General features: G+C 51.6%; 14 protein-coding genes. 10 read left to right on the forward strand and 4 right to left on the reverse strand.

Going from position 1 to position 13,513, the window contains the following annotated elements:
- Positions 1–427 precede the first annotated feature (427 nt).
- A complete protein-coding gene (locus Q0499_RS17850) occupies positions 428–1,585 on the forward strand; it encodes a pyridoxal phosphate-dependent aminotransferase (RefSeq protein WP_299202227.1) in 1,158 nt (385 codons plus the stop codon).
- Positions 1,585–2,289, forward strand: a complete 705-nt coding sequence (gene sfsA / locus Q0499_RS17855) for a DNA/RNA nuclease SfsA (protein WP_299202230.1) — start codon at positions 1,585–1,587, stop codon at positions 2,287–2,289. Before Q0499_RS17850 ends, sfsA begins: the two co-directional genes overlap by 1 nt.
- A gap of 32 nt (positions 2,290–2,321) precedes the next feature.
- On the opposite strand, the gene Q0499_RS17860 is transcribed toward sfsA, so the two are convergent.
- Positions 2,322–2,648 carry a Rieske 2Fe-2S domain-containing protein gene (locus tag Q0499_RS17860; protein ID WP_299202233.1) on the reverse strand — a complete coding sequence of 109 codons (327 nt, stop codon included), beginning with the start codon at positions 2,646–2,648 and terminating at the stop codon, positions 2,322–2,324.
- 114 nt (positions 2,649–2,762) lie between these two features.
- Here Q0499_RS17860 and Q0499_RS17865 point away from each other — a divergent pair, with 114 nt between their 5' ends.
- The 3 genes from Q0499_RS17865 to Q0499_RS17875 are packed head-to-tail and all read left to right on the forward strand — an operon-like array spanning position 2,763 to position 5,310.
- Positions 2,763–3,566 carry an energy transducer TonB gene (locus Q0499_RS17865; protein ID WP_299202236.1) on the forward strand — a complete coding sequence of 268 codons (804 nt, stop codon included), beginning with the start codon at positions 2,763–2,765 and terminating at the stop codon, positions 3,564–3,566.
- Positions 3,566–4,555, forward strand: coding sequence for an iron ABC transporter permease (locus Q0499_RS17870; protein ID WP_299202239.1), 990 nt, complete (start codon positions 3,566–3,568; stop codon positions 4,553–4,555). Before Q0499_RS17865 ends, Q0499_RS17870 begins: the two co-directional genes overlap by 1 nt.
- Positions 4,549–5,310 carry a heme ABC transporter ATP-binding protein gene (locus Q0499_RS17875; RefSeq protein WP_299202242.1) on the forward strand — a complete coding sequence of 254 codons (762 nt, stop codon included), beginning with the start codon at positions 4,549–4,551 and terminating at the stop codon, positions 5,308–5,310. Before Q0499_RS17870 ends, Q0499_RS17875 begins: the two co-directional genes overlap by 7 nt.
- Positions 5,311–5,368: 58 nt before the next feature.
- On the opposite strand, the gene Q0499_RS17880 is transcribed toward Q0499_RS17875, so the two are convergent.
- Positions 5,369–6,997 carry a bifunctional aminoglycoside phosphotransferase/ATP-binding protein gene (locus tag Q0499_RS17880; protein ID WP_299202245.1) on the reverse strand — a complete coding sequence of 543 codons (1,629 nt, stop codon included), beginning with the start codon at positions 6,995–6,997 and terminating at the stop codon, positions 5,369–5,371.
- A 48-nt stretch (positions 6,998–7,045) separates the two neighbouring features.
- Between Q0499_RS17880 and mrcB the strand changes: the two genes are divergently transcribed.
- From mrcB to Q0499_RS17905, 5 genes are all read left to right on the forward strand, one after another.
- The gene (gene mrcB / locus Q0499_RS17885) at positions 7,046–9,391 is read left to right on the forward strand and encodes a penicillin-binding protein 1B (RefSeq protein ID WP_299202248.1); all 2,346 of its coding nucleotides are present in this window, start codon (positions 7,046–7,048) and stop codon (positions 9,389–9,391) included.
- A gap of 5 nt (positions 9,392–9,396) precedes the next feature.
- Entirely contained in the window at positions 9,397–9,951 is a 555-nt protein-coding gene (locus Q0499_RS17890; protein WP_299202251.1) for a tetratricopeptide repeat protein, read from the forward strand.
- A 22-nt stretch (positions 9,952–9,973) separates the two neighbouring features.
- Positions 9,974–10,657: a Crp/Fnr family transcriptional regulator gene (locus Q0499_RS17895; RefSeq protein ID WP_299202253.1), complete on the forward strand. Its 684-nt coding sequence runs from the start codon at positions 9,974–9,976 to the stop codon at positions 10,655–10,657.
- A gap of 307 nt (positions 10,658–10,964) precedes the next feature.
- Positions 10,965–11,435, forward strand: a complete 471-nt coding sequence (locus Q0499_RS17900) for a hypothetical protein (RefSeq protein WP_299202256.1) — start codon at positions 10,965–10,967, stop codon at positions 11,433–11,435.
- Between the two features lie 15 nt (positions 11,436–11,450).
- Positions 11,451–12,008 (forward strand): hypothetical protein, encoded by a 558-nt coding sequence (locus tag Q0499_RS17905; protein ID WP_299202258.1) that lies wholly within the window; start codon positions 11,451–11,453, stop codon positions 12,006–12,008.
- Positions 12,009–12,383: 375 nt separating this feature from the next.
- Here Q0499_RS17905 and Q0499_RS17910 read toward each other — a convergent pair whose 3' ends face one another.
- Both Q0499_RS17910 and Q0499_RS17915 read right to left on the reverse strand, forming a co-directional pair.
- A complete protein-coding gene (locus Q0499_RS17910; protein ID WP_299202261.1) occupies positions 12,384–12,593 on the reverse strand; it encodes a cold-shock protein in 210 nt (69 codons plus the stop codon).
- A gap of 280 nt (positions 12,594–12,873) precedes the next feature.
- Positions 12,874–13,512, reverse strand: a complete 639-nt coding sequence (locus Q0499_RS17915) for a hypothetical protein (protein ID WP_299202264.1) — start codon at positions 13,510–13,512, stop codon at positions 12,874–12,876.
- Position 13,513 lies beyond the last annotated feature (1 nt).

A 13,513-nucleotide genomic window follows, 5' to 3' on the forward strand; every position in this document is an offset into this window, starting at 1 on the left:
CCATCCTTAATAGGATAGGGTACAAAGTGGGTGAACTGTGTTTCTTGATTCGGCATAGTTCTGCCTCGCTTCTCTCTACAGGTCGGGCGATTGTGCCCGAACGCTACCAACGGCCATGATGCTGAAGGTGTTTAAACCAACCATCAGAAGGGTGCTGAAGTTACCAGAACCTTTGCGCTTTCACCAGCCCCCAGATCAAAAAACTGTAAATCATCTGTAACGGTCGCATTTTTTCTTTTTCAACCTGTTGTGCAATACAAAATTATACAAGACGGCACAACACCTAACTATAGCAGCGATTAGCCGTTTTATAGTTGTCGGCCTGACGTGCCTGTTCTTATTCTGAGTGGAGGAATTCTGCTTTAACGCTATGACTAATGTATAATCCCGGCCATTCAAAAACGGTCAACGGGGGGAGTCGCCTGTCATGAATAACTGGTCCGATCGGGTTGCTGATATCGAGTCTTTCAAAGTAATGGATCTGCTTAAACGTGCCAAAGAGCTGGATGCTCAGGGTCATGATGTTGTGCATATGTGTGCCGGAGAACCGGATTTTGCGACACCGGCACCCATTGCTGAGGCCGGTATTGCCGCGATTCGCAATGGACATACCCAGTACACGCCTGCGGCGGGTATCCCAACGCTGCGCGCCGCTATTGCGGCTTTTTACCAACAGCGTTACGGGTTGAATATTTCGCCGGAGCGGGTGATTGTCACTGCGGGAGCTTCGGGGGCGCTGTTGATGGTGTTTGCCATGCTGGCCAACCCGGGACAGACATTCATGATTGCAGACCCCGGTTACCCCTGTAATCCACGTTTTTTACGGCTGCTTGAAGCCCGCGGCCAATTGGTGCCGGTGACCGCTGCGGATAACTACCAACTGACGCCTGAGCTGATTGAGCAAAACTGGAATGACAATACGGCGGGTGTACTGCTGGCATCACCGGCCAACCCCACCGGCAGCGTGGTTCATCGGGAACAACTGGAACTGATCGCGCAGACGGTAAAAAGCAAAGGCGGTCACTTGGTGGTGGATGAACTCTATCACGGCCTGACTTATGGATTTGATGCGACTTCGGTGCTGTCGGTGGATCAGGATGCCTTTGTCCTGAACAGCTTTTCAAAGTATTTCGGTATGACTGGTTGGCGGCTGGGCTGGACGATCGTGCCGGAGACGGCGGTAGCGGATATCGAGCGGCTGGCGCAGAACCTGTTTATCTCGCCACCCACGATTGCGCAACACGCCGCACTGGCAGCATTTCAGCCTGATACCATTGATATTCTTGAACAGCGCAGGGAAGCATTCAGAGCGCGGCGTGATCTGCTGGTCAGTGGCCTGCGGGCGCTGGGTTTCGAGATTCCGCTGATGCCGGAGGGCGCGTTTTATGTCTATGCCGATGCCTCCCGGTTTACCGACAATACCTTTGATTTTTGCTGGGAGTTGCTGGAGCAAGATAAAGTGGCGGTTACGCCGGGAATCGATTTTGGCGAATACCGGGCGAATCGTTATATCCGCTTCTCCTACACCACCAGTGTGGAGCAGATCGAAAAAGCACTGCAGCGACTGCAGCAAAGGCTGAGCTGATGCAGCTGGAGAATATGCAGTCTGGCCGGTTGATTAAGCGCTATAAGCGATTTCTGGCGGATATCGAGCTGGATGACGGCCGCCAGCTGACAGTGCACTGCCCCAACACCGGCTCAATGAAAAACTGTGCCGACCCCGGCAGTGAGGTCTGGATTCAGGATTCCGGAAATCTGAAACGCAAATACCTGTTCGGCTGGGAGCTGGTTCAGGTTGAGGGGCGCTTCTGGGCCTGTATTAATACTGGTCGGGCGAATGCGCTTATCCGCGAAGCCATCGAGACAGGCGTCATTAGAGAGCTGCAAGGCTACGACCAGATTCGTCAGGAAGTGAAATATGGTGATGAGAGCAGCCGTATCGATCTGTTGCTTGACGCGTCTCAGCGATCACTCTGTTATGTCGAGATTAAAAATGTCACGCTGCTGGAGCCCGGTGGTATTGGCGCTTTTCCGGATGCTGTCACAACCCGTGGGGCGAAACATCTGCGCGAGCTGATGTTGATGGTGGCTCAGGGGCATCGTGCCGTGCTGATCTTCTGTGTGCCGCATACCGGTATTCAACAGGTGCGCCCGGCGGATCATATCGACCCGGCTTATGGTCAGTTATTGCGTCAAGCGGTGACGGCCGGCGTCGAGGTCTATGCCTATGGTGCGACGATTACGCCACAGCAGGTCACGATCAGTCACTCGTTGCCGGTAAAGCTCTGAAGGGTAAAACTCTGAATTGTAAAGCTCTGAAGCTACTCCGTCAGACAGACCTGCCCGTCAATAATTTCATAGTCGACCGCTACCAGACTGGCACCGGAACAGGGGCCAGCGATACAGAGCCCTTTATCGATAGTGAATAGCGCGCCGTGGGTGGAACACTGGATAAACTCTTTTTCCACATCCAGAAAGGTATCTGGCAGCCACTCCAGAGGAACGCCTTTATGTGGACAGCGGTTTTCATACAGGTGGATGCGGCCTTTGCGGCTGACCGCAAACAGTTTTCGCTGGTTCAGCTCTAAACCTTTTGCGCTGTTATCTGCCAGTTCACTGATATTAAATAATGGGGTAACAGTCGTCATCGTGAATCCGTTTAATCATCCTATGAGAAAATATCAGACTGTTGCGCTGATACTGCTATTATAATCGCCAACTTTTGTGACTAATCATACTCTCCAATAGTGTAGCCTGAATTTGTGAACAGCCTGTTAGCGACTCTGATGGAGTTGCGTATCTTTATAATCACCCTGTGTGTGTCTGGTGCTGTGCACCTGACACTGATCGGGGGTGGCTGGCTGGATTTCGAGGATTCAGTTCAGCTGGGAGGGCAGCCGTTGAACGTTACGGTTACCGCTACCCGGGGTGATGATAGTGCAGACACCGAAGATGCCGTTGATATCCTGCAACAGTCAGATCGGCAGATCGTAAAGCACGTCGATAAGCGAACAGAGAAAAGCAAGGCCGCAGCGGTCGAATCATTCCACGATAACGCTGTGCCAGCGTCCTCGCTTGCTCAGGCTGAGACGCCCCTTAAGCCTAAGCCTGCTGTCAGACCTTTAGTCGATTCAAGCCCGTCATCTGTCCCTGAGCGCAAACTGATATTGACTCAATCCGAGGCTGGCAAAGCAGAAACCCCACCGGTCATTCCAGCCACTCAGGTTGCTGCCACCCCTGTTGCGGATGAGTCGGTATCCTCTGTACAGCAAAGCACACTGTTTTATCAGTCACATCCAGACTTTTTGACGCCCCCTGATCAGCCGCAATACCCGCGTCTTGCGCGTAAGCTGGGGATCGAGGGGCAGGTTATTTTACGTGTGGAGATCGGGCGTGATGGGAGTGTTGAGGGTTTGAGACTGGAACAGAGCTCGGGTTCTGATCTGTTGGATCAGGCTGCCCGCAGTGCGGTGCAGCGCTGGCAGTTCGTGCCGGCAACGCAGAATGGCCTGGCGGTGGCGTCCTATGTGCGGGTGCCGATTGATTTTGTCCTGGAAGGCCGCTGATGAGTCATCGCAATATCCTGTTTATATTATGGTTTATGTTGCTGCTGGCAATGCTGTTGTCGCTGACCACCGGCCCGGTAGCGCTTGATCTGACTGAGGTGTTTGATGGCTCAGTGGCCAGTCAGGTGTTCTGGCAGCTACGGTTGCCACGTCTGCTGCTGACATTGCTGGCCGGGGCCCTGCTGGCAATTACCGGTGCTGCTGCTCAAGCGTTGTTTCGAAATCCGCTGGCCGACCCCGGTCTGATCGGCATCTCCGCCGGCGCTGCTCTCAGTGCGGGGGCGATGATGGTGTTGCTGGGCGGTTCGGTGTATCTGTTGGGTGGTCTGATGTTACCGCTGGCTGCCTTTGCCGGAGGCGTGCTAACCACCCTGCTGGTGGCTCGCTTATCGGTTACTCTGCAGGGCGTTTCAGTAACCAATATGCTGCTCTGTGGTATCGCCATTAATGCGATCGCTCTGGCAGGGCTGGGTGGGTTGAAATATCTGGCGGCGGATCAGCAGCTGCGGCAACTGAGTTTCTGGTTGCTGGGCAGTCTGAACCACAGTCGCTGGCAGGACCTTCTGGTGTTGCTGGTGGCGGCTGTGCCGGTGTTATGGCTGCTGCCCCGTTATGGCGAGAAACTCAATCTGTTGCTGCTGGGAGAGCAGCAGGCAAGCTTGCTGGGGCTGGATGTGCTGCGCTGTAAGCGGGTGATGATTTTACTAATTGCTCTGGGGGTGGGGGCGGTGGTCGCCCTGACCGGTATTATCGGTTTTGTCGGGCTGGTGGTGCCCCATCTGGTGCGCCTGTTAACCGGCCCCGATAACCGCCGCTTATTGCCTTTGTCTGGCTTGTTGGGGGCGTTATTACTGACGGTCGCCGATATCATCTCCCGTTTATTAGTCAGTCCGGCAGAGTTGCCGGTGGGTATTGTCACGGCGTTAGTCGGCGGGCCATTTTTTCTGTTGTTGTTAACCCGGCGCAAGCGGGAGTTGAGAGTATGTTAACGGCAGAAAATCTGAGTCTGCAGCGCAATGGTAAAACAGTGTTACAGGATGTCAGTGTTGCACTGCAGCCGGGAGAGATTACTGTGCTGCTGGGCCCCAATGGTGCCGGTAAATCAACGCTTCTGGCTCTGCTGTCTGGTCTGCAACCTGCTGATAGCGGGCAGGTTCTGCTTGATCAGCAGCTCCTGAGTGGTATTGATCCGCAACTCAGAGCGCGGTTGCTGGCGATGTATACCCAACAACAGCCCCTTAACTTTCCTTTTCGGGTGGAAGAGGTAGTGGCGTTGGGCTGTTATCCCTTAATGCTTGGCGTGGATGCTACCGCTGAACGGGTCGCAGAGTGTCTGGCGCAGTTCGAACTGGAATCGCTGGCCCGGCGAGACTACACCTCGCTCTCCGGCGGTGAACAGCAGCGGGTGCAGGTTGCCCGCGTGATGGCCCAGGTGGGGACCGGTTGTAAGGTTGTGTTGCTGGATGAGCCGGTCAGTGAGATGGATCTGAAATACCAGCAGTTGCTGCTGCAACGAATCCGCACAGCTGCCGATGCCGGGGTGGCGGTGTGCTGTGTTCTGCATGATCTTAATCTCGCTGCACAGCTGGCCGATCGGGTGGTGCTGTTACGACAGGGGCGGATGGTCGCTGCAGGGCCGGTGGCGGCGGTGATGACCGCAGCGGCTCTGAGTAAGCTTTATTCGGTGCCGGTACGTCAGGTCGCCAGCGAACCGCAGCCGGTTTTTGTGAGCGGTTTTCTATAAGTATTCTCTACTGAAGTACTCTTTATAAGTGCGTTCAGGAAAGGCTTTCTGGACAGTATTAGTCAATCAACGGCAAGCTGATCAGCGGGTCCTGTCTGATCTGCTGACACAGCGCATTGATAGACTGATCAGCTCCGGTATCGACCCGGTAGCTGTAAGCCAGCTCATCGTCTTCCAGCTGCTGTTTGCTCTCCAGCTGCTTTAACATAATGGTGACGTCAGCATCGGAGGCGTCAGCGCCCTCTTTTTTGCGGGCATCGAGGCGCTGTTGCATTAGCTGCTGGTCGCAGCGACAAGCGACAATGCGTAGTTCAACCCCGAGTTTGGTTGCCATTTTCAGGTAGTTTTTACGGGTTCTGATGCGGATAAAGGTGGCATCAACGATAACGGATTCACCCACTCTGAGCAGTTTTTCCGTCAGCGCTTTAAGATGGTTGTAGGTATGTACATTCATCTCATGGCCATAGAGTTCGAGGTTTTCCCCCTTCAGACTAAACTCCCGGTGCAGTCGCTTGCGCTCGACATCGGAACGGATGCGGATTGCACCGCTGCGTTCCAGTAGCTGCTGGCTGAGATAGCTTTTACCGCTGCCGGAAACTCCATGCATCAGGAACAGCACCGGGGAGGGCTTATTGGCATAACTCAGCGCCAGCTTGATATAGCGGCGGTACTCCTGCAGATTGCATACCGCACCGATCACCGCTACTTTTGCCCGCACCATCGCCCGATAGCCTTTGTAAAAGTTGAGTAGCTGGGTGCCGTCGTAATCACCGGTAATTTCCAGATAGCGGTTGAGGCTGCGGTGTGAAAATGATTGTTGTTGATTGGCTTCCAGGTCCATCAGCAGGAATGCCAGATCACAGATGGTGTCGATCCAGCGGAACTCAAGATTAAATTCTATACAGTCAAACAGCCGCACCTGATTATTCAGCAGGGTCGTATTAGCGAGGTGAAGATCCCCGTGGCACTCACGAATATTACCTTCCCGCTTACGTTGTATAATCTTGGAGGACAGTCCACGGAACTGCTGGCTTATCTGATAGGCCAACTGTTGCAGCTCCATCCAGTCATCAAGTGCCTCGAGATGCTCGCCGGTGTGGGCGAAGTTATCACTGACCACCTGCCAGATCGTCTCACTTTCTCCCCAGGGGCCGTCGGTGCTGGCATGGGGTACCCGCAGGTGAAAATCGGCAATCTGCTGGCTCAGGGCATCGATATGAGCGGTTGTCAGGGCACTTTTCTGTAGTAGTCTGTCTAATCGCAGGGAATCATCAAACTGCCGCATTTTAACGGCATACTCAAACGGTTTGGCAGCAGCGGCTGATTCTGGGACTGTTGAAGCTGAATTTGTTGCATCCATATCCGTTAAAGCGGACGCTGGTTCAGGAATGGTTAATTCAGGGGGGATTAACGTAGGGCTCGCCGGTGTGCCACAAATAGCGACGACTTCCTGATAAATATCCGGCGCTAAACGCTGATTAAGGCGGAGTTCTTCATAACAGTAGTGTTTGCGACTCTCCAGACTGGTAAAATCCAGAAACCCAAAATTGACCGGCTTTTTGATTTTATAGGCGATCTCGCCGGTCAGAATTACCCAGGAGATATGCGTCTCTATCACCCGGATCTCGGCGACCGGATGTGGATAATTGTTTGGATCTGACAGGGCTGTGATCAGTTCTTGAGTCATATGTGCTTTAAGTAGTTGCCGGAATTCACAGAGGATTATACGTAGCCAATGGCAAAAAAGAGAGGGGCAGCAACATCCCGTTCCCCAAAGAGTCGTAAAACACAGCCAAACAAGCCCTCCTGGACGCGTCGGTTTTTTGTCCTGCTTCTGAAAATATCCCTGGTTATGCTGGTGGTTGCCGCGGCCGGGCTGGTTTATCTGGATGCCCAGGTTCGGGCTAAATTTGAAGGAAAACGTTGGGCGTTGCCGGCGAAAGTCTATGCCCGTCCGCTGGAGCTTTTTCCCGGTCAGCCGCTCAGTCGTGATGATCTGAAAATTGAGCTGAAAGGGCTGGGCTATCAGTTCACCTCCCGTGCCACGCAACCGGGTAGTGCCGAATGGGCAACCTCACGGGTGCGGGTGTATACCCGTGGCTTCGACTTTCCTGATGGAAAGGAACATGCCCGCAAACTGCTGATCGACTTTAGTGGCGATACTGTGAGTAGTATTCGTGATGAGTCCGGTAATCAGCTGCCGCTGACACGCTTAGAACCGGTACTGATTGGGGGGATCTACCCGAAAGACAATGAAGACCGCGATCTAATTCAGCTGTCTGAGGCTCCACCGCATCTGGTGGATGCGCTGATTGCTATCGAAGACCGTAACTATTACAACCATTTTGGCATCTCACCCCGGGGGATTGCCCGGGCGATGGTCGTGAATGCTAAAGCGGGACGTTTTGTTCAGGGCGGCAGTACCCTGACGCAGCAGCTGATTAAAAACTTCTATCTTAGTTCTGAACGATCGCTGACGCGCAAGCTCACTGAGATACCGATGGCGGTGCTGCTGGATCTGCATTACAGCAAGGATGAGATTCTCGAAGCCTATCTTAATGAGGTCTATCTGGGGCAGGAGGGCGCCCGGGCTATCCATGGTTTCGGTCTGGCCAGTCAGTATCTGTTTGCCCAGCCGATCCGCGAACTGAAGTTGCATCAGGTCGCGTTGATGGCGGCGCTGGTTAAAGGTCCTTCGTTTTATGATCCCCGACGCCATCCGCAACGGGCTATCGAACGGCGTAATCTGGTGCTGAAAGTGTTGCAGGAGCAGGGCTCTATCACCCTGGCAGAGCGGATGGAGGCTGAGAAGCAGCCGCTCGGAGTCGTCAAACAGCAGAGTTTACTTAAGGGGGCTTACCCCGCTTATCTGGATCTGGTAAAGCGGCAGCTGCGTGAAGAATATCCCGAAGAAGCGCTGAACAGCGAGGGGCTGCGGGTGTTTACTGCGCTGGACCCGATCGTTCAGACCCGGGCTGAAAACAGTCTGGTCGATGTGGTTGGTCAGTTGCAGAAACGTTATGGTCAAACGCTTAAAGAGCTGGAAGGCGGGATGGTGGTCAGCAATCCGTTAAGCGGCGAGGTGCTGGCGATTATTGGCGGACGTAATACCCGTTATCAGGGGTTTAACCGGGCACTGGATACGCTGCGGCCCGTGGGCTCGCTGATTAAACCTGTGGTCTATCTGGCGGCGCTGGAGGGAGATTATACCCTTGCTTCGATCATCGAGGATGAGCCTGTCGAAGTGAAACTGCCCAACGGTGACCTGTGGCAGCCACAAAATTACAGCCGTACCAGTCATGGGCCGGTGCCACTGCATACCGCGCTGGCGCACTCCTACAACCAGTCATCAGCCCGGTTGGGGCTGGAGATCGGTACACCAAAGGTGGTGGATATGCTCAAGCGGCTGGGGTTGCAGCGTGATGTTGACGAATATCCGTCCATGCTGCTGGGCTCGACCGCGTTATCGCCTCTGGAGGTCGCGCAGCTGTATCAAACCATCGCCGGTAACGGTTTTCAGGTGCCGATGCGGGCCATTCGCATGGTAACGGACAGCCACAACGAAGAGCTGTCACGCTACTCTTACAATATCCTGCAGACAGTCGCATCCGGCCCGGTACACCTGGTTCAGTATGCCTTGCAGGAAGTAGTTCGCGAAGGCACCGCCCGTTCGGTGTATAGTCGGTTACCCCAAGGTCTGACGGTGGCGGGTAAAACCGGTACCACCAATGATCAGCGGGATAGCTGGTTTGCCGGTTTTGCTGGCGATCGCCTGGCGGTCGTCTGGCTGGGGCTGGATGATAATAAACCGTTGCCGCTGACCGGTAGTAGCGGTGCTTTAAGAGTCTGGACCGAGTTTATGGCGCAGGCGCGGCCGCAGCCATTTATGGCGGAGAGACCCGAGACTATCAAGTATCATTGGGTCGAGGATGCTACCGGGCTAATGTCCGGCGAGGGGTGCGAGGGTGCCCGACAGTTACCATTTATTGAGGGCACCGAGCCTAAGGAATCGTCCGGGTGCGGTGATAACGTTATCAGTAATCCGCTTGATCTTCTCAAGCGCTGGTTCAGATCGGAATAAACAAAATGAAAAAAGTTATAACGACAGGCTGTGGGCTGCTCTTAACATCATTACTGGCCGGTTGTATGGGCGGTAATGCCAATATAAATCCGATTGTGGAAGATCGTTCTGCGCCCGGAAACGGTGTAACGGTCGATCAGAATGTCGGTTCTGATGTGGCGGTAACCACCCCGGTTGATACCGGGCAGGGCTTCACGGTGATAAACAGTCAGGTTGCTGCACCAACCCCTGTCGCTAACAGTAATCCTGCGATCATAGCGCTGCTTCAGGGTGCCAGAGAACAGCAGAAACAGGGCGATTACAGCGCGGCGCAAAGCAGCCTGGAGCGGGCTCAACGGATCGACCCACGTGATCCCCATGTCTATCTGCGGCTTGCCGACCTGCGTCGTCAGCAGGGCCAGTATCTGCAGGCGGAACAGTTCGCCCTTAAAGGACTGACACTGGCCCGTGGTAAATCCGGACTGGAACGCAAACTCTGGTTTCTGATTGCCGATATTCGCAGTGAAGGGGGCGATCACAGTGGCGCGGCAGATGCCCGGGATAAAGCTAATCTGTATTGATTTGCTACCACAGGAATAGGTGATGATTGATTCAGCTGTTGAAAGCTTTCTGGCGGGTCACTTCCTGTTTCAGACCTTTTCGGAGGAACAGCGCCAGAAACTGCTGCCTCACTGTCGGCTGATCCGCCTGAAAAACAGTGAAACGCTGTTTAATCAGGGCGATGAATCGAAGCACTTCTATATTGTTAAAAGTGGCAGTATGCAGTTGTTTCGGCTCTCCCCCGAGGGGCAGGCAAAAGTGATGGAAGTGATTCGTGAGGGAGATCCCTTTGCGGAAGCCCTGATGTTTCTGGAAAAGAACCACTACCCTCTTAATGCACAAGCGATGGGGGATACGATGGTGGTGGCAATTGTTAGTCAGCCTTATAAATCCCTGCTGATGGCAGATCCCCAAGCGGCGATGCATTTGATGGGGGGGATGGCGGTAAAGCTGCATAAGCGGATCAACGAGATCGAAACCCTGACGCTGCAAAACACTCGTCACCGACTGGGTAATTATCTTTCAGGTCTGGCACCTGATCCGGCCGCGCAGCAGTGTCTCTTCGAGTTGCCGATGGCTAAGCAACTGATCGCGTCCCAGTTAGGCATGCAGCCTGAAACCTTTTCCCGGTTGATTAAAGAGATGAAAGATCAGGCGTTGATCGAGGTGAATGGTGCTGAGATTAGAGTGAAAGATCTGCCTGGCTTGCGGGCTTTCGGCCATTGATTTTACGTATAGACAGATATCATAATTAGTGTCCTTTGTAATCATTGAATTACCTTTTTACTAATTTTCGTGAGTAGTTTTCTAATATTTATAACCATAATAGATAATTTTAACTGGTCAATAAAATGACCGTTGATTAAAATTACAGCGTTAAGGACAACTTTTCGAGTTTTTGTTGAATATTATGCTTGCCTACTTGCATGCGTATTTTCCATGGATGAAGAATATGCTGTCCTTTCAAATTCACAATTGTTCTTCCTGAACATGGTCAGGACTCAGAATTATTTATGAGATTTAAAGGATTAATATGCAATCAATTTTCAAGCCCGCTTTGACCGCTTTATGTTTTTCTGTATTAGTCTCAGGTTGTGCCTCGAATAGCCGGGAATTAGAAGCTGCTCATGTATCTACTGCCGGTTATAAGGGGTTGAGTTGCCCTGAACTGCATGCAGAGTTGCAATCCAGTATTAACATAGTCCATGAGTTAGCAGGTGTTCTTGATGAAAAAGCTGAGGGCGATAAAGCTCAAATGGCTATCGGTATGATACTGTTCTGGCCTGCTTTGTTTGCTCTTGAAGGTGGTGATGGAGCAGAAGCTGCTGAGTTTTCTCGTGTAAAGGGTGAGATTAATGCAATGGAAAACGTCGCCATTTTAAAAGAGTGTCAACCCGCTATTGATGTCGCAAAGAACTATCATGCAGACGAACAGCTTGCTCGTTTAGAAGAGCAGAAAGCTAAAGATGCTCAGCAAGCTAAAGCAAGCAAACTAGGGCAATAGAAACGGAGCTAAGTTATGAGTATATTCAGAATTAGTTTCCTTTTTTTATGTAGTGCTTTCCTATTTGGTTGTGCCTCTGGCGCAAAAATGGAGAATATGACATATAGAAACAACGGGCCGGCTAAAGTCTCGTTTGATCCTGCTCTTAATAAACAAGTTGATGTGCAATCCGTTAGTGGTGGCGAAAAAACTAATCCAGCCTGGACATCTGAAATAAGTAACGAGAGCTTCTCTCTTGCTTTAAAACGTAGTCTGGATAGCTTCGGTCTGTTTTCGTCGATAGGAAAATATAAGCTCGATGTGCAGATGCTTGATGTTGACCAGCCTTTGTTCGGATTGGATATGACTGTTACCACACGAGTGAGATACCATTTGGTGGATACGGTAACCAATAAGGTTTTAATTGATGAGGTTGTAAGAGCTCCTTATACCGCGTCTGTAGGCGACGCCTTTTTGGGAAGCGAACGTCTGAGAAAAGCCAACGAAGGTTCGGGAAAGAAAAACATTCAGCGATTTATTGAGAAATTATCAGAATTAAATGTTGAGCAGGGCTCTGTTTCTTTATCAGAATAGCTATTGCTATTTTTAAAGAGCCCGGCAATGAGCGTAATGCTGCTCACTTGAGCGTCAGCAGAGCTTGTTAGGAAATCCGATATCATCACTGATGTCGGATTTTTCTATGTCTTTTTAACTGTATTTGCTCGACCTTGATGAAATTTTTAACTTTCTATGACTTAAGTATATTCTCCCATAGCATGTCTGTTGAATGGATAGACTTTTTCTCAGAGGTTTGTCTTTAAAGAGCAGAGTAGAGGTTTACTACAAAGAGCAAAGATAATGCGCAGGGGAGGTTGCAGGCTAACAAAGTTTAACGCTCCCTCTCTATTAGCAAAATAAAAAAAAGGGCAAACCCCGCAAGGTTTGCCCTTTTTTAACAGCAGCTATCGATTAGATCGCTACAATGTTCTCGGCCTGAGGTCCTTTAGGACCGCTGGTAACGCTAAACTGTACTTGCTGGCCTTCAGCCAGAGTTTTAAAGCCATCACTGACGATTGCGCTGAAGTGAGCGAAAACATCGGGGCCAGACAGTTGCTCGATAAAACCAAAACCTTTAGTTTCGTTGAACCACTTAACCGTGCCAGTTGTTGTATTAGACATAATAATATCCTGAAATTTAGAGTGTGCCTTAAAAAGGCGGAAATGCATGAAATTGTAGACTAAGACTTAGAAACTGCAGGACGTGGTGTTACGAATAATACAACGAAATGTAGGATGTAAATATGAGACTTCTTTCTAGCTGGTGACCACTGTATAGGGATGCTGACGGTAAGTCTATAAGTTTCTGATATTAAATATTTTTTTTATTGCATGCAGACGATGTGTTGTCGTTAATGTTGAATGAAATCAACATTGTTCTGAATCAACAGGACAATTATTGTTATCTGTTTTTTTGCAGGTTAAAAAGCACTGTTTGCTTAATGGCGCTGGCGATCAGTGGCAGAGCGCCGGCTAGCAGTAGAGGGTATAGATAGTCGTTGTCATCAAGAGGGTTTGGTAATAGTGCGCCGGGGCCGGTCAGCAGCAGGGCTATCGCCATATTGATACTGGCAATCAGCGTTACGCCTCGCAGTCGTTTCTCATGTGTGAGCAGCGCTGCAAACAGCAGTGCGGCAGAGACGAAGACGGCCACTACTTGTGTATAAAGCTCACCATGTTCCATTCGTCGTAATAACTCAAACAGGGCGAAAAGACCGATCAGCCAGCGGCCCCATGCAGGACGTTCCCAATGAGCATTGCGAGCACTCACTAACATTGCCGTTGCCAGGAGCGGTAAGGCGGCATAATACGCTAGGTTTGCCAGCATCCGTTGCAGGGTTTCTATATCACTGCCTGTCTGTGTGAGCAGTAGTTCAGCTAACGCGGACAGGGCGATAAAGAGGGCGCTTAACGCGCCCGCCTGCAGGGTTGTACGTGGCGAATCAGCCTGATCTTTTGTCAGATTTTTGGCACTGTTTTGCAGTTGTAACGCTGCAAACAGTGCGCCGATCAGCAGTGCGCCTAAAGCCAGACTCAGCAAT

Origin of the sequence: uncultured Amphritea sp. (assembly GCF_937127095.1) — a bacterium.
In the GTDB taxonomy this organism is placed as follows: Bacteria; Pseudomonadota; Gammaproteobacteria; order Pseudomonadales; family Balneatricaceae; genus Amphritea.

Coding starts and splice junctions, on each gene's coding strand:
- Q0499_RS17875 (WP_299202242.1), top strand. CDS start 4,549: ATGTTAACGGCAGAAAATCTGAGTCTGCAGCGCAATGGTAAAACAGTG.
- Q0499_RS17910 (WP_299202261.1), bottom strand. CDS start 12,593: ATGTCTAATACAACAACTGGCACGGTTAAGTGGTTCAACGAAACTAAA.
- Q0499_RS17880 (WP_299202245.1), bottom strand. CDS start 6,997: ATGACTCAAGAACTGATCACAGCCCTGTCAGATCCAAACAATTATCCA.
- Q0499_RS17890 (WP_299202251.1), top strand. CDS start 9,397: ATGAAAAAAGTTATAACGACAGGCTGTGGGCTGCTCTTAACATCATTA.
- Q0499_RS17860 (WP_299202233.1), bottom strand. CDS start 2,648: ATGACGACTGTTACCCCATTATTTAATATCAGTGAACTGGCAGATAAC.
- Q0499_RS17895 (WP_299202253.1), top strand. CDS start 9,974: ATGATTGATTCAGCTGTTGAAAGCTTTCTGGCGGGTCACTTCCTGTTT.
- Q0499_RS17905 (WP_299202258.1), top strand. CDS start 11,451: ATGAGTATATTCAGAATTAGTTTCCTTTTTTTATGTAGTGCTTTCCTA.
- mrcB (WP_299202248.1), top strand. CDS start 7,046: ATGGCAAAAAAGAGAGGGGCAGCAACATCCCGTTCCCCAAAGAGTCGT.
- Q0499_RS17900 (WP_299202256.1), top strand. CDS start 10,965: ATGCAATCAATTTTCAAGCCCGCTTTGACCGCTTTATGTTTTTCTGTA.
- sfsA (WP_299202230.1), top strand. CDS start 1,585: ATGCAGCTGGAGAATATGCAGTCTGGCCGGTTGATTAAGCGCTATAAG.
- Q0499_RS17870 (WP_299202239.1), top strand. CDS start 3,566: ATGAGTCATCGCAATATCCTGTTTATATTATGGTTTATGTTGCTGCTG.
- Q0499_RS17850 (WP_299202227.1), top strand. CDS start 428: ATGAATAACTGGTCCGATCGGGTTGCTGATATCGAGTCTTTCAAAGTA.